At 33.8% G+C, this 21,257-nt stretch carries 20 protein-coding genes; 18 read left to right on the top strand and 2 right to left on the bottom strand.

Translation table 11 applies throughout. The features are described 5' to 3' along the window. Positions 1 to 10 precede the first annotated feature (10 nt). The 6 genes from ACKTTZ_RS23125 (at position 11) to ACKTTZ_RS23100 (ending at position 4,855) form a co-directional block, all read left to right on the top strand. Complete coding sequence (locus ACKTTZ_RS23125) at positions 11 to 646, top strand: peroxiredoxin (protein ID WP_034697098.1); 636 nt, start codon at positions 11 to 13, stop codon at positions 644 to 646. 55 nt (positions 647 to 701) lie between these two features. Further along, entirely contained in the window at positions 702 to 1,421 is a 720-nt protein-coding gene (locus ACKTTZ_RS23120) for a carbonic anhydrase family protein (RefSeq protein ID WP_034697100.1), read from the top strand. A gap of 974 nt (positions 1,422 to 2,395) precedes the next feature. Further along, entirely contained in the window at positions 2,396 to 2,710 is a 315-nt protein-coding gene (locus tag ACKTTZ_RS23115) for a hypothetical protein (RefSeq protein ID WP_407846734.1), read from the top strand. 77 nt (positions 2,711 to 2,787) lie between these two features. After that, entirely contained in the window at positions 2,788 to 3,624 is an 837-nt protein-coding gene (locus ACKTTZ_RS23110) for a DUF692 domain-containing protein (protein WP_253316772.1), read from the top strand. After that, a complete protein-coding gene (locus ACKTTZ_RS23105) occupies positions 3,614 to 4,357 on the top strand; it encodes a DUF2063 domain-containing protein (protein ID WP_407846733.1) in 744 nt (247 codons plus the stop codon). The genes ACKTTZ_RS23110 and ACKTTZ_RS23105 overlap by 11 nt, the downstream gene beginning before the upstream one ends. A gap of 60 nt (positions 4,358 to 4,417) precedes the next feature. Further along, a complete protein-coding gene (locus ACKTTZ_RS23100; RefSeq protein ID WP_407846732.1) occupies positions 4,418 to 4,855 on the top strand; it encodes a DoxX family protein in 438 nt (145 codons plus the stop codon). 62 nt (positions 4,856 to 4,917) lie between these two features. Here ACKTTZ_RS23100 and ACKTTZ_RS23095 read toward each other — a convergent pair whose 3' ends face one another. Further along, positions 4,918 to 5,052 (bottom strand): winged helix-turn-helix domain-containing protein, encoded by a 135-nt coding sequence (locus ACKTTZ_RS23095; protein WP_407849200.1) that lies wholly within the window; start codon positions 5,050 to 5,052, stop codon positions 4,918 to 4,920. 255 nt (positions 5,053 to 5,307) lie between these two features. On the opposite strand from ACKTTZ_RS23095, the gene ACKTTZ_RS23090 reads away from it, so the two are divergent. Beyond that, entirely contained in the window at positions 5,308 to 6,126 is an 819-nt protein-coding gene (locus ACKTTZ_RS23090; protein WP_407846731.1) for a redoxin domain-containing protein, read from the top strand. A 770-nt stretch (positions 6,127 to 6,896) separates the two neighbouring features. On the opposite strand, the gene ACKTTZ_RS23085 is transcribed toward ACKTTZ_RS23090, so the two are convergent. Then, the gene (locus ACKTTZ_RS23085; protein ID WP_407846730.1) at positions 6,897 to 9,875 is read right to left on the bottom strand and encodes a reprolysin-like metallopeptidase; all 2,979 of its coding nucleotides are present in this window, start codon (positions 9,873 to 9,875) and stop codon (positions 6,897 to 6,899) included. Between the two features lie 345 nt (positions 9,876 to 10,220). On the opposite strand from ACKTTZ_RS23085, the gene ACKTTZ_RS23080 reads away from it, so the two are divergent. The 11 genes from ACKTTZ_RS23080 (at position 10,221) to traM (ending at position 21,218) form a co-directional block, all read left to right on the top strand. Continuing rightward, positions 10,221 to 11,792 (top strand): RICIN domain-containing protein, encoded by a 1,572-nt coding sequence (locus tag ACKTTZ_RS23080; RefSeq protein WP_407846729.1) that lies wholly within the window; start codon positions 10,221 to 10,223, stop codon positions 11,790 to 11,792. 496 nt (positions 11,793 to 12,288) lie between these two features. Continuing rightward, a complete protein-coding gene (locus tag ACKTTZ_RS23075; RefSeq protein ID WP_407846728.1) occupies positions 12,289 to 13,650 on the top strand; it encodes a T9SS type A sorting domain-containing protein in 1,362 nt (453 codons plus the stop codon). A 602-nt stretch (positions 13,651 to 14,252) separates the two neighbouring features. Further along, positions 14,253 to 14,762, top strand: a complete 510-nt coding sequence (locus ACKTTZ_RS23070) for a hypothetical protein (RefSeq protein ID WP_407846727.1) — start codon at positions 14,253 to 14,255, stop codon at positions 14,760 to 14,762. After that, on the top strand, positions 14,734 to 15,243 hold the full coding sequence (locus tag ACKTTZ_RS23065) for a hypothetical protein (RefSeq protein ID WP_407846726.1): 510 nt from the start codon (positions 14,734 to 14,736) through the stop codon (positions 15,241 to 15,243). The genes ACKTTZ_RS23070 and ACKTTZ_RS23065 overlap by 29 nt, the downstream gene beginning before the upstream one ends. Before the next feature lie 177 nt (positions 15,244 to 15,420). Further along, entirely contained in the window at positions 15,421 to 15,729 is a 309-nt protein-coding gene (locus ACKTTZ_RS23060; protein WP_407846725.1) for a hypothetical protein, read from the top strand. Between the two features lie 215 nt (positions 15,730 to 15,944). Then, positions 15,945 to 16,244 (top strand): hypothetical protein, encoded by a 300-nt coding sequence (locus ACKTTZ_RS23055; protein ID WP_407846724.1) that lies wholly within the window; start codon positions 15,945 to 15,947, stop codon positions 16,242 to 16,244. Positions 16,245 to 16,466: 222 nt separating this feature from the next. After that, a complete protein-coding gene (locus ACKTTZ_RS23050; RefSeq protein WP_156106618.1) occupies positions 16,467 to 16,703 on the top strand; it encodes a hypothetical protein in 237 nt (78 codons plus the stop codon). A gap of 42 nt (positions 16,704 to 16,745) precedes the next feature. Continuing rightward, entirely contained in the window at positions 16,746 to 17,432 is a 687-nt protein-coding gene (locus ACKTTZ_RS23045; RefSeq protein WP_309521386.1) for a hypothetical protein, read from the top strand. A gap of 369 nt (positions 17,433 to 17,801) precedes the next feature. Then, a complete protein-coding gene (locus tag ACKTTZ_RS23040; protein WP_407846723.1) occupies positions 17,802 to 19,490 on the top strand; it encodes a type IV secretory system conjugative DNA transfer family protein in 1,689 nt (562 codons plus the stop codon). Positions 19,491 to 19,625: 135 nt separating this feature from the next. Further along, on the top strand, positions 19,626 to 20,033 hold the full coding sequence (locus ACKTTZ_RS23035) for a M23 family metallopeptidase (protein ID WP_158521364.1): 408 nt from the start codon (positions 19,626 to 19,628) through the stop codon (positions 20,031 to 20,033). Between the two features lie 3 nt (positions 20,034 to 20,036). Next, positions 20,037 to 21,218: a conjugative transposon protein TraM gene (gene traM / locus ACKTTZ_RS23030; protein WP_407846722.1), complete on the top strand. Its 1,182-nt coding sequence runs from the start codon at positions 20,037 to 20,039 to the stop codon at positions 21,216 to 21,218. The last annotated feature ends 39 nt before the right edge of the window (positions 21,219 to 21,257 follow it).

Here is a 21,257-nt window from a genome sequence, read left to right as displayed (position 1 = left end):
TAAAGCAATTATGACAATTAAATTAGGTGATATTGCCCCAAATTTTCAGGCTGATTCGTCTGTTGGTAAAATAGATTTCTATAATTACCTTGGGGATTCATGGGGGATTTTGTTTTCTCACCCTGCAGATTATACTCCTGTATGTACTACAGAGCTGGGAATGACAGCTAAGTTGCAATCGGAATTTACTAAACGAAATACCAAAATGATTGCACTAAGTGTTGATAGAGTAGAGGAACATCAGAATTGGATAAAAGACATTAATGAAACGCAAATGACTTGTGTTCAGTTTCCCATCATTGCTGACAATAATCTTACTGTTTCAAAGCTTTATGATTTTATTCATCCCAAAGCATCCACAACAGCAACAGTTCGTTCTTTGTTGATACTTGATCCCAATAAGATTATTCGTTTAATTATTACTTACCCAGCATCTACAGGACGGAATTTTGATGAAATAATGCGTGTTTTAGATTCTTTACAGTTAGTGGATAGATATACGATTGCAACTCCTGTTAATTGGAAAGATGGTGATGATGTAATTATTCCTCCCACCATTTCTACAGAGGATGCCCGAAAATTATATCCAAAAGGAGTTAGAGAAATTAAGCCTTATTTAAGATATACGCCACATCCTGATAAATAATAGACTATTGCTGAGGTAGCTGGATGTAAAGATCAATTAAAAAACACATCTGATTATGAATAGAAAAAAAATACTTTTATTAAGTCTGCTATGTGGATTGGCAGTTTCATGTAAGAAATCAGAAAATAAAGAGGTTCAATCAAAGATTTCTTCTCATGTAATGACAAAAGAGCAACAGAATAAGTTAACCGGTGAAGAGGTTCTGAAAGATTTCATTGAAGGAAATAAAAGATTCCAAGATGGAACTGTAACGATGAGAGATCATACGAGGCAAACAAGGATGCTTGTGACAGGTCAGTATCCGAAAGCAGTAGTTATAAGTTGCTTAGATAGCCGTGTGCCCGTGGAAGATATTTTTGATCAGGGGTTAGGAGATGTTTTTGTGGGAAGAGTAGCTGGAAATTTTGTGGATGAAGATTTATTGGGAAGTATCGAGTTTGCCTGTAAAGTAGCAGGAGCCAAACTTGTCCTTGTAATGGGGCATCAACATTGTGGAGCTATAAAAGGCGCAATTGACGATGTTAAGTTGGGTAATATGACAGCGATGCTTTCAAAAATAAAACCAGCAGTGAATATAAGTCAAAACTATACGGGAAAGAAAAGCTCAAAAAATGATGATTTTGTAAAATTCGTTTCTGAAAATAATGTCAGAATAGCACTCAGAGATATAAGAACAAGAAGTCCAATCCTTAAGGAAATGGAAGATAAAGGACAGATAAAAATTGTGGGAGCGTTTTATAGGATTACTGATGGAACATTGGAGTTTATAAAATAATTCAGTCTGCTAATTTGTTAAATTAGATTGTAAGTGGTTTTTTCTTTCTTATCTATTTGAAGAGATTATGAATGAGGTATTTTGTCCTAAAATAGTTTGACATAAAATTAGGCAATATTTAATCCGGAGAATCATTTAGTTTCTTCGGATTTTTTATTTTTTTAATTAAACTTTTATGACAATTTAATATTTACAAAGTGAACCTTTATTAGCTACAATTAAGTAGTATTATTTTGTTGGCCCAACGATTTATATCTACAGAATATTTTTTTTGAAGATAATTGAATATCATACTTTTACAAAATAAGAATTCATCTTTATAATTTTTATACCAAGATAAAAACAAGATAATTGTTGGTATATTGAAAATACGGATTAATTCTCACTTTGTATCTAAAAAAGCACTAGTAGTACTCACAGCATGTATGCAATAGAGCTTTAGATATAAAACCCAATAAATACAAATACATGATGAAAAATAAGTTAATTATTTCTATTAATGTGCAGGCAAATGGAGATGAAAAAATATAAAGCATCAATGGATGCCAACACCCACTTTTCTTTATTTTGAAGAAGAAAAATCATAAATCTTATTTCCCCTTTCTTTATCGGCCTCAGATACCTCCCTCTATTCGTGTTTTAAGAACATATCTGAGGCAAGGGGATAAGAGAGTGGGATGAGATGAAAAAAATAAAATAGTATTTGGTTTTAGGGAGAACTGGCTATGTAAACTCAGTATTGAATCAACATAGCCAGCTTCATCAATATACTGAGATATCATCCCAATTTTTGTTCGTAATAATAGGATAATCAAATAAACGATACAGAAGAAATCAATCTTGATACTGAAAATCAAAAGTTCTAAAGATGGTTATGTCTTTTCAAGTGCTGTTCAGTTTTTTGATTTTTTTTATGTTTTCGGGTATTAATATATAAGAAGCAATAATGCTACATGATTTTTAAAATTTAAATAATGAAAAAACCAGCAATTTTATTAGGAGCTCTGACTTTGGGAGCATTTACATTAGGAACCAACACTGCTTTTGCTAGTGTGAAATCAATGGAAACACATTCTACAGAGGCGGCCTGTGGAGGTAAAACAGAAAAAAGTGCTGAAGCGAAATGTGGAGGTAAAAAAACTTCTGAAGGAAAATGTGGAGGTAAAAAAACAGAAGCCAAAACTAAAGAAGGGAAATGTGGAGAAGGAAAGTGTGGTGAAGGGAAATGTGGAGGTAAAAAAACTAAGAATGAAACCAAAAAAACTAAAAAAACAACATCATCTAAATAATTTTTTGGAATCGGCAGACTTGTACAATAGGTCTGTCGATTTTTTTAAGTAGATAGACTTAAGTAAAATATAAAATTATGGTAGGAATTGGATATAGAAAAGAATTCTCGAAAGCATTTTTGAATACGGATGTTTTGCGACCTGATTTTGTAGAAGTAGCACCTGAAAACTGGTTAGGAGTCGGAGGATATTGGAAACAGGAATTAAAGCAGGTCCTGGAAAAATACCCGCTTTATTGTCATGGACTATCTCTTTCTATAGGCAGTCCGGAAGGAGTAGATAAGGATTTTGTGAAAAAGGTAAAGCAGTTTTTGGAAGACACTCAGGCTGTACTTTATTCCGAACATCTTACCTTCTCTAAAGTGGATAATGCCCATTTGTACGATTTATTGCCCATCCCTTTTACCCAAGAAGCAATAGAGCGGGTTTCTGAAAACATTCTTCAGGTTCAGGATATTTTGAAAAGGCCATTGATTTTGGAAAATGGAAGCTATTATACTGTTTTAGAAGCTGAAATGTCAGAAGAAGATTTCATCAATGAAATTGTAAACAGAACTGGCTGCGAATTGTTACTGGATGTAAATAATGTATATGTTAATGCATTCAATCATACGTATGATGCGAAGAAATTTATCCAGAAAATGCCCTTAGATAAGGTGAAATATATCCATATGGCGGGCCACTATCAAGTGAATGAATATTTAATTATAGATACTCACGGAGGAGATATCATTGATCCTGTGTATGACTTATTTGGATGGGCTATAGGGCAAATAAATAAAGACGTGCCTGTTCTTTTGGAAAGAGATTTTAATATTCCGGAACTGGAAAATTTACAACATGAAATTGATACGCTGAGAGTGATCAAAAATGACATCCTAAAACCTCAATATACTGCTGTAAATGCACAATAAAACATTTTCCCTTCAAACGGATCTTGCCTTGTATTGCAGGACCGGCTTAGATGAACCACAAACCAGTATTCAGGCGCATACATTTCATTACAGAAGGCTGGTATATAATGTGGTAAAAGATACATTGAAAAGAGCATTTCCTATGACAAGGAAATTAATCGGTAAAAGAAGATGGAAAAAAATGGTATCATATTTTTTTGAACACCACAAATGTCAAACTCCTCAGGTGTGGAAACTTCCACAGGAGTTTTCAGATTATTATCAGCAGCACAATTTCCCTTTTAAGAAAAAATTTCCTTTCCTTGTTACGCTTCTACAGTATGAATGGCTGGAGATTGAAGTTTTTATGATGGAGGATTTGCCCATTGATGAATTCAGCATAGAAAAAAAAATGCAGGAAGATGAAATTATTCCCAATCCGGAAATTAAGATTTTATCTACAGAATATCCTATTCATTTAAAAAATGTGAAAGAAATTACAGAAGAAGACAGAGGCCAGTATTTTGTATCTGTACATCGGGACTTTTATACCAAACAAATACATTTCAACGATCTCTCTTATCCTTTTGTGGAAATTATTTTAAAAGCTAACGAAGGCTGTTTTAGCAGAAAAGATTTCATAGAATTGCTTGCCAAGTACGATAACGACGGAGAAAAAGTGATGAAATTATATCATGATTTTGAACAGTTTGCATTACAGAATACACTTTTTTTAGGATATCGGAATAAGTAGCATTTAATTTAATAAAGAAGTGTTGTCATCTTCTTTTCTAAACATTATTATATCAAATCAATGAAAAAAATACAAGAAATAATTAACAGGTCTTATAAAATACAAGATTTTGTTTTATTGGCTTTACGACTGGTGCTGGCATACGGTTTTTTTAATCCGGCAATGATGAAGGTAAAAGATATTGGTAGTATTGCAGACTGGTTTGAGAGTATCAACATTCCCTTACCTTTATTAAATGCCTATTTGGCAACCGGAACAGAACTTTTGGGAGTGATTTTGCTGACCTTAGGTCTGCTTACCAGATGGATTTCAATTCCCCTGATTATTACGATGATTGTTGCCATTGTTACTGTACATTGGGAGAATGGTTTTGAAGCTGGTGATAATGGTTTTGAAATTCCTTTATATTATATTCTGATGCTCCTTACGCTTTTATCTTTTGGTGCTGGAAAATACAGCTTAGATCAATTTTTAAAATTAAACAGGATTAAAAATTAAATTTATTTTCTTCAGATTTCTTAAAAGTTCAATTGAAAAATTTGTAGAGCTAAAAAATAAAGTTAGCTGATAAGTCTATATCCTCTGCCTCTTACATTGATGATCTGAATAGATGGATCATGCGATAGTTTTTTTCTGATTCTGGAAATGAAAACATCTAAACTGCGACCATTAAAAAAGTCATCTTTACCCCATATTTGTTGTAGTATACATGATTTATCAACAATTTCACTTTAAAACCATAAGACTTATATACAAGGCAATATTGTTTCGGAAAAATAATTTCGTATATCAAAAATAACATCTATAGGGATACTATTTACTGCGTTAACACACGCTAACTCTAGTTATCACTAGGTTAAAACTTGCGTATTTACCTTTGAACTATCAAATAATAGATTTACAAATTAAGCAACATGACATTTTTTTAAATTAATAAAAAAACAAATATTATGACAAAAAGAAATTGGATCATTACAATTGTACTCATTCTAATTGTAAGCACTAATACTATTACCGCACAAATGGGTGAGGTAAAAAAAGAAAATGCTGCCGTAAAAAATACAGACCCATTAAAAGGCTTGAAAAAGGCTTCCTTTAAAGATATTAAGTCTAATGGACCAATCATGATCAATCCTAAAACCACACCTACTTATTCTGAAGACCATGTGTTGCTTAATGAACAAGATTTTGGGGAGAAAATGAGCTCTGGTGATTATGAGCTTGATCCTTATGCTGATGATCGTATGGAATTAAAAGCTTTTGTATTAAGAAAAGCAACTGAAGAAGAAAAAGAAATGTTTAAACAAAGAAAAAAGAAAAGAGAAGAGGCCAGGATAGCTAGCGAGGCATTAATAGGTAAAGAAGCAATGCCGTTTTCGGTTACTGATATTTTGGGTAAGAAATATTCTCTGGCTGATCTTAAAGGGAAAGTGATAGTGATGAACTTTTGGTTTGTTGAATGCAAGCCATGTCTGATGGAAATCCCTGAACTCAATGAATTGGTTGAAAAATATAAAAATAAAGAGGTTGTTTTTCTTGGTTTTTCAACAAATCCAAAATCAAAAATTGATGAGTTCTTAAAAACAAAGACATTTAAATACAATATCATTGCGGATAGTAAGAATAAAGCAGATTTATATCATGTTTATTCTTTTCCAACGCATATCATTATTGATAAAGAGTCAAAAATTGCCCATTACGCAAGTGGATTCGGGCCAACAACCATAGAGGATTTGGATAAAATGATTGAAAAATTATTAAACAAATAATATTTGTTAGATTACCATAGGAATGCTAGTTCTCTGTTGAGCTGGCATTCCCTTGTTGATGAGATAGAGATGGATGTTGGGGTTGAATTGTAGGGAGATTCATCTATATTAAAATACATGGTAAAAGGAGCTCCATTTTCTGAAACCTGTATGGCATCAAAAATAAAAATGTTATTAAACCCAGGTAATCTTTAGTAGATCATCCTAAAAGCCTCAATCAAAAACTCATTAAATATTTTCGAAATAAAAACCAAAGCATTGCTTTGGGACTTTTATTGATGAAGTATACAGATCAGTTTTAATAGGCCTTTGGGTTCTTTTTTATCTGAGACATATAACCATACTTAATAAGATGAGTTTCATGTATAGATTTTTTGAAGATTGTGTTAGACTATTTTTGAACCCAAAGTGACTATCTGATGTGAAAAAAAATATCTATAAAATTATTCTTTTATTAATACAAAAGTGATTTTTTACAGCTGTAAATTTAGTTGAATAGTTATGATTGTAAAGTGAAAAATCAGTAGTTATAAAACTACACATGTGGCGTTTTTTATTGTGGCTCTGCGAGATGCTTATTGGCTTTGCAGTCTGTTCTTCATCGCCAGTGAAAATGATGGTAATTTCTTATATTATAAGTAAAAGTATTATAAAATTACAGATCAGTTTTTTTTACTTATTAATATAAAAGGATAAGCTTGTGCTTATCCTTTTTCCATGTGTATGTATGAATTTGTATAATAAAAAATGATTTATACTTAATGTTGATCCTAATTTTTAACAAATCTCTTAGAAGATTCTCCAATCTGAATCATATAAGCACCCTTGATAAGGTTGCTTACGTTCACGGACCCTCTTTGTAGTTTTCCTGAATCGATTAGTTTTCCACCCATATCGAAGATTTTGTAATCTTCAGAAGTTGTATTGGAAATATAAAGTATATCTCTTGCAGGGTTTGGATAAAGCTTTACATCGGTGATCAGATCTTTCGTACTATGAAGATCTCCTTTTCCGGAAGAAACAATATTGAGGGTATAATCTTCTACCTGTCCGAAATTGACTGCCTCACATGAAGAAGTAGGAATTGAATTGTACTTCATCATTACTCTCATTCTTGTGGATCCCACTGTAGCAGTAGCCGGGATGGTAATAGATCCTGTAACCGGACTTGTTTTAGACCCTGCTTTTGTCCATGCCAGTTCTCCGCTGTCTGTAAAGTCTCCGTCTCCGTTGTAATCAATATAAACCGCGTAAGCTTCGCTGTATTTTGTAGAAGTCCAAACCGGAGTAATGGAAATGGTATAAGCACTTCCTCTTGTAACATTGGTAGAAACTGAAGTGAAGTTTTCATATCCTGCAGTTCCTGTAGACGTATTATTGATAGATCCAAATGTTACATTTCCGATTCTTTCATCTGCTGTATTTGAGGCCGAAGAAGAACAATAAGTAACAGTTCCTCCAGAAAGAGTTGTCACACTCACTGTATTACTTGACACCGAAGCATTTCCAGCTGCATCTTTTGCTTTCACAGAGAAAGAATACGTAGTTGCTGGTGAAAGTCCTGTTACAGTATATGTAGTAGACGCTGTAGAACCAATTAATGAAGCACCCTGATATACATCATATCCTGTCACTCCAACATTATCTGTAGCTCCAGACCATGAAAGGTTAGTGGTTGTAGCTGTAGTTCCTGAAGCAGCAAGGGTAGGAGCTGTAGGAGCAACTGTGTCAGGAGTTCCTGAACCTGCATTGACAGAGATGTTGTTATTGTTGACATCAAAGAAAATGTGGTTTGATCCTTTTACCATAATTCTTCCCGTTGTTGTCGTAGCATTAGGAATTGTTACCGCTTGTGAACCGTCATTAGGTGTTGCTGCCAATAGAGTAGTCCATGTATTTCCGCTGTCTGTAGACCAAAGAATATCTACATTGGCCGCATTTACTCCGTTAGCGGTAGTTCCTGCCACGTTCCATGTTACGGTTTGAGAACTTCCTCCGGCATAAGTTGTTGCGGAGTTTTGCGAAGTTATCAGGAATGGTCCTGCAGTTGAGTTTACTGTGATTACCGCATCGTCAGAATTATTTCCGGAACCTCCCGCTTTGTTATCACGAACGGTAAATCTGAAGTTTAATGTTCTGGCTACTGAAGAAAGTGCTTCTACTGTGATTTCAGAACCAGCTGTAGTAGTTGCCCCCGTTAAAACCGAAGCCATTCTTGGGAAATATCTTACAGGTGCAGTGGTAGGAGTCCATGATCTGAAGTTAGGTCCTGAAGCTTTTGTAGCGCTTGCTGCAGAGCTTGCTCCCGTCTGAGAAGAAGAAGCACTGTCCATTTGTTCCCAGATGTAGGTTAAAGAATCTCCGTCAGCATCCGTTCCTGTACCTGTCAGTACGAATGGTGTTCCTTTTGGAATGGTATAATCTAACCCTGCGCTAGCTGTAGGAATGGAATTTCCTGTATTGGTATTAACGGAGCAGGTTTTAGCTTTAATATTATTGGTAATCTGTTGGATACTTACCGCATGGAAAAATGCATCAGAATGTGGTTGGATATCCTGGCTGGTGATTCCTGCATATCCCATGATGGTTGATCCTGATCCTGGTTCCACGTTTACACCTGATCCTTCATTTCCATGAGAAAAAGTGTGGTTTCCACCGAACTGATGTCCCATTTCATGAGCCACAAAGTCGATGTCGAAATTATCTCCTGAAGGAATATTATCTATAGGAGAAGTATAGCCGCTTCCTTTATTTTTATCAGTATTAGATGAAGTATCATTTACACAGACGCAGCCGATACAGCCTGCGTTTCCACCTCCTCCTGAATCTCCAAATAAATGCCCAATGTCATATCCGGCATTTCCAATAACATTGGTTAACGTGTTTTGTAACTGTATTCCCCATCCATTTGTATTTCCTTGGTTGGCAGAAGAAGTACCTACTGATGGTATTGAGTAGGGATCAGTAGAAGCATCTGTATAAATCACCGCATCATTGTTGGCAATCAGAACCATTCTAGCTGAAAAGTCTTTTTCAAAAACACCGTTTACACGGGTCATTGTGGTGTTCATTGCTGCTAAAGCCTGAGCTTTTGTGCCTCCAAAATAAGTAGTGTATTCTCCGGTGCAGGATAATGCCAGTCTGAATGTTCTCAGTTTAGCATCGTCAGCATTAGGTCTTGCTGCAAGAGCAGAATTGGAAACTCCTTTCTGTGCAGCATCTACTACAGTACATTCAAATTTACTAAGATCATCTTTTTTGTCAGATTTTCTGTACACTACATACGAAGAAAGATCTTTGGTGTAAGGCTCGATGAAAACGGCCGATTTATCACCATAAATTTCCATTGATGACAGTCCAAGTGGAGAAACACTGAAATAAACTGTGGAATTAGGATCATCCAGACCTTGTCCTACATAGGATTTGATATCCGGATATTTTGCTGCCAACTCAGGGGCAAAATTGGAATTCTCCCTCACTTTAAAATTTTCCATTCTGCCTTCAGAATTCGGAAAAGAGATGATGAGTTCTGATTTTTCGCCTGCAGCCAGTCTTTTGGGAGCTTTTGCCAGAATGTTTTTCAATCCGTTGATATCCAGGTTGTATACCTTGGGATTGCTGATGCTGGTTTTGTTTTCAAAGATCTCTGATGAAGTTCTTTTTGAACCTTCAGACCAAAGACGGTCAGTCTGAGCGAAAGAAATACCCGTTATAAGGAGCATTCCGATCATTGATAGTTTTTTTTTCATAGGATAGCTATTATATCTTTGGCTAAATCTATATAGAAATTGCTGTTTGCAAATAGAAAACAGGGTAGATATTTAACTACGGTTGTGTAGTTTTTCGCTTGTTGGCCTTGGGGTTAGTTGATGTAATTAAGAGTGATGTATTTATTGTATTGTTGGAAATAGTTGATTATCTATATTGTCGTTTTTCTAATACAGGACCTCTCATCTGAAACTACATAGTTGTCTGTTTATTCCTACAGTATTTACTTTTGATAAATTATTAAATCCCATAGTTTTGAAATATTATTACTTACCGCATGCCAAACAATATTAATACAACTAAAAACAATTTAGAATTTTAATCACATGAAAAAAATAATTATTAGCGTAATGCTTTGTGGTATGGGCCTTCAGTTCGTGGACGCGCAACAGGTAAATGTAAATTGTCCGGAAGGAGCAGCATTACAAAAACAAAAAAATGCTGTTGTAAAATTCTCATGGAATGCCGTGGGAAGTTTGATCAATAATGGTGATGGTAAAATTTACTTATTAACTTCCCGTACTGCAATGAATGACTATATTATGGGACAGAATATTGAAGCAGATTTGACATTTGGGGCAGAAAATACAACATGTACAGGAGGTGTTATCAATCCTCCCGTTAAAGCTTTGGTTGTTATAAAACCAGTTGCGAGAAGTTATCAGGATCCTTATAATTATGCTGTTGCGGAAGTTATCACTGATTTATCCACTATTCCAGGCTTGGATTTATCAAAAATTTATCTCAATGGATGGGATCGCCAGGATACAGCTCCTCAATCAGGGGCATACATAGGTTTTCCAAATTATAATGATACAAAGAAAATTGGAACATTTAATAAGGCACAAGCTCCAGTAATTTATGATAACAGTAAAAAGCTGATTGTGACACTTATACCAACAGTTAGTGGATACCAAGGAGCTAGTAATACTTCCGGTTCACCGATATTTGATGAGAACAAAAGAACAAAGGCTGTAGTATATACTTCACAAGGTCAGACTCTGAACCCTTCTTATACACAAAAAGAGGCTGTTAGCACTACATTAGCAGGTGCTTGGCAGCATGGAGAAAGTATTAATGAGTACTTAGTAGGCAAAACATTGCAGTCCGCACTGGACCCTAATAATACCAGCTTAGAATATACCAATGGTATTGAACTTACTGAAATGCGTAGAATTGTTAATGGTCCTAAATATTTAATCAATAAAAAATCTGGTTATGTATTTACCATTAACACCAATGGTGATTTGATTCAACAATCAACAACCTCTGGAGGATCTAACACATTCACTATAAGCACAGATATGTATGGCTATTATAAATTTAAAAGACAGTCCAATAATGTTGTAATTGGAAGTATAGGGACTAATGCCGGGAGTAAAATTACTGCCGGGCAGAATATAGCTTATCCAAATGATACTAATCAAAGGTTTCGAATATTGCCAACAGGTTCATGGGATGGAACTTACTATATTCAGGATGTAAGATCTGGCTTAAATCTTACAATAGAAGGCTCATCCAATGACTATGGCGCCAAAATCGTTTTAGGAACTAAGTCTGGAGCAGCTTACGAAGAGTGGTTTTTAGGAGATGCACCTGGATATGCTTCAAGAAATTCTGTTTCTCAAAATGCAGATAGCTCAAAATCAATTAGCTCCATTTCAGTATATCCTGCTCCTGCAGTAGATTACCTGAATGTAAAAGTATCATCCGATAAAAAAGTAAAAGCAGTATCTGTTGTTAATACGATGGGTAGGGAAGTGTTCAGGACTGAGCAGATTTCTTTAGAAGGACAAAGTGTAAAAATTGATGTACAAAAGCTTATGACCGGTAACTATATGGTGAATGTTATGTTTACCGATGGAAGCCAATCATCTGCTAAATTCCTTAAAAAATAGGATTCATTTTAAAATCAACTTCATATTTATTAACTGTATGTGGATGGCTGTTTTGGCCATCCATTTTTTTTGTAGAGAAATATTTATTAGCAGTAGTTATACATCGGTGATAATGTCATTTTTTTAATTTAATAAATTGAGGAAAAACTATAGACTGTCTGTTTTTTTCTACACAATAAATTTTTCAGCCACTATTAAATCCTTTAGTTTTGAAATATTATTACTTACCGCATGCAAGACAGTATTAATACAATTAAAAATAATTTAGAATTTTAATTAGATGAGAAAAATAATTATTAGTGCGCTTTTATGCGGTTTAAGTTTTTCATTAACAAATGCACAGAAAGTTAATGTAAATTGTTCTGAAGGAGCAAATTGGGAAAAACAAAAAAGATCAGTTGTCGCTCTTGGAACATATGGAACAGCTAGTTTAATCAATAATGGAGATGGTAAAATCTATTTGGTTACAGCGACTCATGCAATGCATAGCGAGCCCATGCTGCAAAATAGTCAGGTAACATTGACTTTCGGATATGAAAACCAAACTTGTACAGGAAGTGCTATGGTACCTACAATAGAAGCTCAAGTAACCATAAAACCTGTAGCTAAAACTTACCACCATCCTTTTGACATTGCTGTGGCAGAAGTAGTCACAGATTTGTCCACTATTCCAGGGCTGGATTTATCACAAGTATATATAAATGGGTATGACCGTCAGGCTATAGCTCCTACATCAGGAGTATATATGGGTTTTCCACTGGGGGAAAGTAAAAAAATTGGAACATACAATAATCCGCAATGGGTATGGTATTATCCAGATAAAACATTTAAAGCAAGATTAGTAAGAACAGCCAATGGGTTTCAGGGTGCAGATGTAGGAGCATCTGGTTCACCAATATTTGACCAGAATAAAAGAACCGTAGCTGTTCTATCTGGTTTGTACGGAAATGACGTACCTTATGGTGCGGGTGCTGATGAGTTTTTTGGATCAACAATGGCTGTAGGTTGGGAGAATGGCGAAAATAATCCTAATGGACCAGAACTAGGCAGAAAAATACAAGAGGCTTTTGATCCTCAGAATACAGGTATACTCTATAGTAATGGAATTGAGCTTACAGAAATGCGTAGACTTGTCAATGGACCTAAATATATAGTGAGCAAAAAGACAGGATATACGTTGGGTGTTTTTGCAAATGCATTAATGACAGATACACAAAATCCAACAACTTCGACTTTACCCAATAAGTTTATATTAAAGGCTGAAGCCAATGGATTTTATAGTATTGGGATTACAGGCACTGCCACTACATTGACTTGCAATGGTCAACAGTATGGGGATTTTGTTCGAACTAGTGACTATGTTAGTTATGCAGTTGGGGTACAAAGATTCCGTATTTTACCCACAGGAAAAGGAGACAACTCGTATTATATTCAGGATCTGCAAGGAGGGCTTAATTTAGCACTTCAAGGATCCTTTAATTCGAGTGGAGTTCCAATTATCTTAGGGACTAAATCAGGCAATGACCTGGAAGAATGGTATTTAACGGATGTTGCTCCATCATCAGCAGCAAGAACTTCCGGAGTTCAGAGTAGAGAGATGAAAGATAGTTCTTCTTCTATCTCAGTATATCCTGCTCCTGCTGTGGACTACCTGAATGTAAAAATATCATCTGATAAAAAAGTGAAAGCAGTATCCGTTGTTAATACGATGGGTAGGGAAGTATTCCGCACTGAGCAGATTTCTTTAGAAGGACAAAGTGTAAAAATTAATGTGCAAAAGCTTATGACCGGAAACTATATGGTGAATGTTGTGTTTACCGATGGCAGCCAATCATCTGCTAAATTCCTTAAAAAATAGGATTTATTTTAAAATCAACTTCATATTTATTAACTGTATGTGGATGGCTGTTATGGCCATCCATTTTTTTTGTAGAGAAATATTTATTATTGGCAGCTATATGTTGATAGCAGTGTAATTTTTATTCATATTGTTAAAATGAATAAAAACTACATGCCTGACTGTTTATTCTTACAGCGTTGTTTTTTGATGGATTGTTAAATCCATTTAATTTTGAAAATTATTATGTTGTTAGGTAATAAAGTATTATGATGTTAAGTAATAAAGCAATTGTAATTAAATATTGTGCAATGAGATGGTCTTCCTGAAATATATTTATTGGGACATGTTCTCGGATTTTCCAATTGAGATTTTCTATTCAATTGGTCATATAAATAATTTCAGGGATTTACAATGGTAATTCAAAATACTGTAAGTTGAGTTCTGTCTTTTCACAAGACTTGTATTGCATAAGCGTATTTACTTTTCCAATTTTTTTAACAAATAAATTTAATTTATTGATTTTTAGTGTGTTGAAAAAAAATAAAAATTTTTTGTCAGGATTTCAAAATTCTATCGACTACAATAATGTAAATATCAGTATTAAGAAATAAGTACAAAAAATGAGAACGAAAACAAATGTATTTTTAGACTTTGATAATACCCAATTTGATGGTCATCTCCATAATGCGATCATGAAATATACAAATAAGTATCAAGACAATGATCTTCCTGGATTATCAAAAGATCAGTTAATGAAAGAGCTTATGGGTAAAGATCCTCTTACACTAAGTTCTAAGTATGCTGTACAGGTTGCATTGATAAATGCTAAAAATGCTGCCAAAGAAGAAGCAGAAAAAACTGGAAAGCCTGAAAAAACATTTAACTTTTTTGATGCAAAGGGTTTGAATGAATTTGTTAAAAAAAGTAAAAATCAAGGTGTTGATGTTGTTGTATTAACTGCCTCTCTTTTTCCTGGTGCAATTAAAGCAGTATATGAAACAAGAGGTTTAACTGAACTAAACGATATTCCAATGATTGCTGTTCCTATTAGTAAGGATAGGATCGTAATGGCTAAAAGTAAGGATGCAGAAATAAAAAAATATGAAAAAGCGCAAAAAATCAAGAATTGAAGGATTAAGTACTGTTCATAATATTTTTGTTGATGATAGTAAGGAAAATATTGAAGTATTTACCAAAAGTAGAAATCCGAATAATATCGGGATTTTAGCAACGAAAGGAATTGATTTGGAGAAGCTTACTGCTGAAGTTGAAAAAACGTTTATCCAACAAGTGGCGAAATCTGAACAAAGTAAGGGAAAGATAAACGTGTCACCTACAGAAGAAGGTCTATATGCAAATGCCGATCAGGGCATATATGCAAATGCTGGTGAAGGGATATATGCAAATGCTGATGAGGGTCTGTATGCAAATGCGGGTGAAGTCAGATCAGGTAAAAATAAAATTGACCTTTCAAGATTTGCAGAAACTCAGAATAAACCTGAAGTAGCACCAAAACTTCCTCCAAGATCACCAAAACTTCCTGCTAGAGCTCCTAAGGTTGAGTCTGAGGTAGCTCCTGCACTTCCTCCTAGAGGACCAAAACTGCGTTAAAAATATTGAATAATAAAGACACAAGAAAAAAAATACTATAGATAGGATACTTCTATATAATCTACCGCTTAATTATATACTCACAGGGGTTAATTGTGAGCTGAGAAAAATAGGTTGTCTCCCAAGTGATTTTTGTAATGATAAAGAACTTTTTCGAATAAAATAAACACAACTTGTATGGAATATAAAACCCCAAAAACTTTGGAAAGGACGCCTTTAATCTTTGGCTATCCTGTAATTACCGCTATGATAGTTGTTATATGTTTAATGCTATTCCTTTTTATTGTATTTAAGAAGGTATTATTATCATTAGTGTTTTTAGTAATTCCTGTTATTTATTTATACATAATAAAAAAGTATCCTAGAAAAGGAGAATTTAAAGAGTTTTTCTTTGATTTTAAAATGGGAGTACAATGTATCAGATTTGACGAGAAACTGGAAAATTTGATTAGTATAAATTCAAAAAACAGCAAGGGATTTAAGTAAAATAGTAACTGAGGTATTTACAAATCATTATTTGACCTGGATTAAGTCATTGTGCTTATATTCAGGGTGATATTTATTAAAATGTTTATGGATGGTATCATTCTACGGAATACTGATGACAAAAAAACAGGAATACTAGATTTTCAACAGATATTACTGATACAGATCAACATAAACAAATAAAATTAAAATTTAGTTTAAAAAAATATAATAGAATGAAAAATTTGAAATTTAACAGAAGGAATTTTATTGCATTATTATTGCCAATGGGGAGTTTATTATTCGCTCAGGCAGGAGGAGGAGCAGGATCAATTGATACGAAAATTGCCGGGTGGACACAGACTCTTAAAACTTCATTGAATGCAGGAGTTGCAGCTTTTGCAATTGTTGGCGCCTTTCTGATATTTGTTCAGTATATGCAAGGTAACGAACAAGCTCAAAAGAATTTTGTCCGTTTTGTAATAGGTTTAGCCATTTTTGGTTTGGTTGATGTCATTACTCATGTATTCATCTAATATAGAGTTCTTTACATAGTATTGTTAGATTTAAGCTATATGTACTAAGCAGTCTGTATAGCTTTTTTCTAAAATTAACACGATCTATCTCTGTGAGACTTATTGAATACTTTTTACAATGTAAAATTATTCAACATCATCTTGTCAATTACTTTTTCTTAAAATTTTGCTTGTGGCATGTATTCTCATACTATGCCCATTAAGAACACCTTTAATTTAACTATGGAATTTAAATCTTTTCTTACCTCTTCAAATATTGAAGAAGAAAGAGTGAAGTTTGCTTCAATGGAAGCAGAAAATAAAGCATTAGATAATGATATCAGGTGTGTAAAGTGTAAAAGTAACCAAAATGTTAAGCTTGCTAATAGTGCCTCATTATCAGAAAATGGGGATGACAGGCAATCTTTCTTATGCGAAAATTGTAGAAAAGCTTCTTTTAAAGTTAAAATATTCAGATAGAAGGCTTTTATCTGTATCATAATTTATCAATATAAAAAAACAATGGATTTAAAAAAATTACGTGAAATTCCTTCTACTTATTCTTTAGTTAAAAAAGCATTATTTCTTAGCTTTTTTATCACAGTAATAGCGATTGTTTCCAGTGGAATCTGGGCTGTTTATGTAAGTAAAGTTTTTACTAAAAAGATATATGTTCTAACTGAAAAGGGGCAAGCTGCCATTGCAAATTCTATGAATAATGATCAGGACTATGAAAATTATAGATTACCTGAGATTAAGAATCATATTAAAGTGTTTCACCGATTATTTTTTGGCTATGATCAATTTAGCTATGATAAGAATATCAATGAGGCGCTCTATCTGATCGGAAACTCGGGAAAACAATTGTATTTATCTCTTAAAGCAAATGGGCATTTTGCGAGGATACAATCTCAAAATTTAGTTCAAAAACTAGATATAGATTCTATAAAAGTTAATGATAAAGAATATCCTTATCACGCATCTGTTTATGGGAAACTCAGTGTTTCCAGAGTTGACCAGAATGTGAGTACAAAAAATCTGTTCTATGCTTCATTTGATTTATATAATGTGGCAAGAACTGAAAATAATCCTCATGGTTTGCTTATTGAAAACTATCTGTTCAAAAGTAAAGGATTCGAAGAGGCTTCAGCTCATGATGCTGGTAATAATGTACAAGAGGAAACCCCTCTTAATACAGAGGATAACTGATACAGTATAGTATGCTGAAATCCTTTTTGATGAGTAAGTATTGGTAGATAATTTGGAATTCCGACAATTGGATTCCATCGTAATTTGTATATAATGAAAAATGATAAATATTCTTTAGATATTTTAATTATATTCTCTTTTTTAGTAAGTATACTATTGGTTTTAGTAGATATTTATTATTCTAAATATAGTTATGTAGCTCAGAGAAACTTGGGTAACGAATATATCAATATATTCATCATAAAGTTATTTAAAACTTTCCCACTCATTAAGAATCCTTTATTATTAAGAGCCTTAAGCCTTACTATTGTTACCTTTTGTTGCTTTGGTTTTGAAGTTAAGAGAGAGGTAGGAGAAAATTCTTCTTTTATGAAGAATATTATAGTAGCAGGGATATCCCTTATTATTTTCTTAAGCGTATCGGTTTTGAAGATCGAGATTATATCTTATACTATTATATCTTTTGCGTCTTATATTATTTATATCGTTGGATTTTTAAAACTCAGAAAATTCTTCAATTTTTATGATAAGAAGGATGAATTTAATGACAAGAATCTAATTTTTGAACAAGAGAAAGTAGTTAAGAAAAACCCTTATTCTGTGAATTTTAAAACAGAAAATGGGGTGATTAATGTAGTGAATCCTTTTAGGGCCACGATGGTTTTGGGAACTCCGGGATCAGGAAAGTCTTACTCTGTGGTTGAAGAGTATATACGGCAGCATATTCAAAAGCAGTTTTCAATGATGGTGTATGATTTCAAATTTCCTGCACTGGCAAAAGAAACATATGCTTTTTTTGAATATTATAAAGAAAAGTACAAAATTGAACCTCGTTTTTGTGTAGTTTCTTTAGACGATTTGGAGAAGTCTAATTTTGTGAATCCTCTGGATCCTCAACTGATAAGGAAAGCAGCAGATGCCATTGAAGCATCACAAACCATCTTATTTAATTTGAATAAAGAATGGATTACAGAAAAAGACTTTTTTGCTCAATCTGCTATTTCCTATTTCGCAGCCTGTATTTATTTCTTGAGAATTTATGAAGATGGGAAGTTTTGTACGTTGCCTCATGCCATATCTTTAGCTTCTTTGCCGGATGAAAAAGTATTTAAAGTTTTTGGGAAATACTCAGAACTAAGGTTCTTTATGACTCCTTTTGCAGATGCTTTGGCAAAGCAGGCTTATGAACAGCTTTCAGGTCAGACGGCTTCTGCGAGAATACCCCTGTCTCAGTTGGCAACAAAGGAATTGTTTTGGGTAATGGGGAATAATGTTTTCCCTGAAGAGAATATTTCATTAAGTATCAATAATCCGGAAAGTCCATGCATATTAATTATTGCTAACTCACCAAGTACCCAAACCACTAATTCTCCTGCTTTAGGGCTTGTGGTTACCCAGCTTCTAAAAGAAATTAATCAGCAAGGAAGGCAGCCTTGTTCAGTTATATTAGATGAGTTACCAACCATGTATTTTATGGGATTGGATAACCTGATTGCAACGGCCAGATCCAATAAAGTTTCTACAACCATCGGAATGCAGGATCTTGAACAGCTGAAGAGAGATTATGGCGATAAAGTAGCTGAAACAATATTTAATATCGTAGGGAATATTTTCAGCGGTTCGGTAAGAAGTGAGACAGCAAACAAGCTTCAGGAAATTTTTGGAAAGAAAAAACAAAAATTAAAAAATATAACAATTGATACCAATAATTCATATTCTATCAATGAGAATTTGGAGTATGCCATTCCGGTATCTACGATATCTCAGCTTTCTCAGGGAGAATTTGTAGGGGTTGTTGCCGATAATTTCGGAGAAGAAATTAATAGAAAGATTTTTAGAGGAAAAATAGAAGTTGAGAAGCGTACTGATCAGATAAAGAAGGAAATACCAACCGTCATAGAAGGAGAAATGATCAATGAGGTTCTGAATGGAAATTTTGAAAGGATTGTAAAAGAGGTAGATATTCTTATTGAAAACGAATTATATAGAATTTCCCAGGAGGAAGAAGCTGATATGGTCAGTGAGCCACTGTCAGATGTGGACACTCAAGAGGATTGATTTTTTGTAATTGAAATAAATGTATAATGACGGTAACTTCCTATGAATAAAGTATTTATCAAAAGAAGTAGGTTGCTTCCTACGTATGTTGTTCTTCTTATAGTATTTACCTGTCAAAAAATAAAATCACAAAAGATGATACCACCGGTGGAATCCTATGATAAAATTGTTTCATCCCATTACGGATATCGAAAACATCCTATTGATGGAGTAATTAAAAAGCATCAAGGTGTTGATTTTTCTGTACCTACAGGAACTGCTGTATTTTCTACCTATTACGGTATCGTATTAAGTTCAACATACGAAAGAGGATATGGAAATACAATCTTAATTGATAACCAAGGAGGTTTTAGAACCAGGTATGGACATTTAATGGCCCTGTTTGTTGGAAAAGGTGAATATGTAAAGCCTGGACAACTGATAGGATTAAGTGGGAATACGGGACATTCTACAGGACCCCATCTACATTATGAAATAATAGTTGAAGGTAAAAGAATAGACCCTTTATTGTTTCTGAATATTATGTGTAATAATAGTTTATAAAATATGTTTGCAAATCTAGACAAGAAAAAAAAGATCATCATTGGGGTTGTTTTTGTGGCTGCCTTAGGGATTCTTATTTTGATTATGAGCCTGATACTTTTCCCAAAAATGAAGGAGTCCAATGATAAATTGATTTTAACTCCCAATGTAGATGAGAAACAGCTTGAAGAAAAGTCAAAATTAGAAATTTATAATCAGGATGAAAGTGATCTGAAGAAGTATTTTTCAAAAGATGGAAAATATGGTATAGATACCGACGTTCCTGAAGATGAAAAATTATTGCAGAGACAACTGCAGAACTTTGATGATCAAAGTGAAGAAAATGACTATGCTAAAAGGCAAGAGCGTTACATGAAAGCTTTATCTAGCATTTCTTCACAAGAGAGAAGCTATCCTTCCGGTTCTGTTTATAGTTCAGGCTCAGGCTCAGGCTATAGTTCCGGTTATGGTTCTGACTCTGAAAATAGTTTGAACAAAATATTTGAGCTTCAGAATAAAATTCGTGCAGGATTAGCAGAAAATGCAGTCTCTGGTAATTCTGCAGATTCTGTTAGTACTTCAAAAACCAGGGAAAATAAAAAGAATCTGGCTAAAAATGATACGAGAGATCAAAAGAATTTTTTCCAGGGGACAACAGCTGGAAGTAATAAGAAGATTTTACAACTCATCCCTTCAGAAACCATAGAACAGAAGAGAATACTGGACAAAAGTATTATTCCTATAAGAATAAAAGAAGATATGAGGCTTTCAGATGTCTCAGGTGGACTGATAATTCCTAAGAATACAATTGTTTATGGAAGAATATCTTTAGGGGAAGACCGTATCAATATTGATATTGAAAGTTATAAAAAAGATAATGTTCTTTATCTGCTAAACTTTAGAGTGTATGATTATGATGGAAGAGAAGGTATTCATATGAATAATCATTCATGGCTTAAAATACCATCAACAGTTTCGAAAGATGTTTTTGATTACGCCATTGAAAGAGGAACAAATGCAAGCGGTTCTATTTTAGGAGGTACTAATACTGGGGTCGATTTAAAGGAGGCCAGAAACCTGGCAATTTTATCAGCTGGAAAAGAAATCAGTAAAGAAGTATTTGAGAAAAAAAGAGTGTTTTTACCTAAAAAATACCAATTATGGATCAATATAAGAGCATCCAATAATAACTCTGTTTCTAATTAGAGAAGTCTTATAAAATGGTATTAAGAATTATTTCCTAAG

It is taken from the genome of Chryseobacterium sp. KCF3-3 (assembly GCF_045865955.1).
Lineage (GTDB): Bacteria > Bacteroidota > Bacteroidia > Flavobacteriales > Weeksellaceae > Chryseobacterium.
Note: the sequence above shows the minus strand (reverse complement) of the source record. Positions and strands in the feature narration are given on the sequence as shown.

Bases quoted from the DNA above. Each gene is read 5' to 3' on its own strand.
- ACKTTZ_RS23125 (WP_034697098.1), top strand. From the start codon at position 11: ATGACAATTAAATTAGGTGATATTGCCCCAAATTTTCAGGCTGATTCG.
- ACKTTZ_RS23120 (WP_034697100.1), top strand. From the start codon at position 702: ATGAATAGAAAAAAAATACTTTTATTAAGTCTGCTATGTGGATTGGCA.
- ACKTTZ_RS23115 (WP_407846734.1), top strand. From the start codon at position 2,396: ATGAAAAAACCAGCAATTTTATTAGGAGCTCTGACTTTGGGAGCATTT.
- ACKTTZ_RS23110 (WP_253316772.1), top strand. From the start codon at position 2,788: ATGGTAGGAATTGGATATAGAAAAGAATTCTCGAAAGCATTTTTGAAT.
- ACKTTZ_RS23105 (WP_407846733.1), top strand. From the start codon at position 3,614: ATGCACAATAAAACATTTTCCCTTCAAACGGATCTTGCCTTGTATTGC.
- ACKTTZ_RS23100 (WP_407846732.1), top strand. From the start codon at position 4,418: ATGAAAAAAATACAAGAAATAATTAACAGGTCTTATAAAATACAAGAT.
- ACKTTZ_RS23090 (WP_407846731.1), top strand. From the start codon at position 5,308: ATGACAAAAAGAAATTGGATCATTACAATTGTACTCATTCTAATTGTA.
- ACKTTZ_RS23085 (WP_407846730.1), bottom strand. From the start codon at position 9,875: ATGAAAAAAAAACTATCAATGATCGGAATGCTCCTTATAACGGGTATT.
- ACKTTZ_RS23080 (WP_407846729.1), top strand. From the start codon at position 10,221: ATGAAAAAAATAATTATTAGCGTAATGCTTTGTGGTATGGGCCTTCAG.
- ACKTTZ_RS23075 (WP_407846728.1), top strand. From the start codon at position 12,289: ATGCTGCAAAATAGTCAGGTAACATTGACTTTCGGATATGAAAACCAA.
- ACKTTZ_RS23070 (WP_407846727.1), top strand. From the start codon at position 14,253: ATGAGAACGAAAACAAATGTATTTTTAGACTTTGATAATACCCAATTT.
- ACKTTZ_RS23065 (WP_407846726.1), top strand. From the start codon at position 14,734: ATGAAAAAGCGCAAAAAATCAAGAATTGAAGGATTAAGTACTGTTCAT.
- ACKTTZ_RS23060 (WP_407846725.1), top strand. From the start codon at position 15,421: ATGGAATATAAAACCCCAAAAACTTTGGAAAGGACGCCTTTAATCTTT.
- ACKTTZ_RS23055 (WP_407846724.1), top strand. From the start codon at position 15,945: ATGAAAAATTTGAAATTTAACAGAAGGAATTTTATTGCATTATTATTG.
- ACKTTZ_RS23050 (WP_156106618.1), top strand. From the start codon at position 16,467: ATGGAATTTAAATCTTTTCTTACCTCTTCAAATATTGAAGAAGAAAGA.
- ACKTTZ_RS23045 (WP_309521386.1), top strand. From the start codon at position 16,746: ATGGATTTAAAAAAATTACGTGAAATTCCTTCTACTTATTCTTTAGTT.
- ACKTTZ_RS23040 (WP_407846723.1), top strand. From the start codon at position 17,802: ATGAAGAATATTATAGTAGCAGGGATATCCCTTATTATTTTCTTAAGC.
- ACKTTZ_RS23035 (WP_158521364.1), top strand. From the start codon at position 19,626: ATGATACCACCGGTGGAATCCTATGATAAAATTGTTTCATCCCATTAC.
- traM (WP_407846722.1), top strand. From the start codon at position 20,037: ATGTTTGCAAATCTAGACAAGAAAAAAAAGATCATCATTGGGGTTGTT.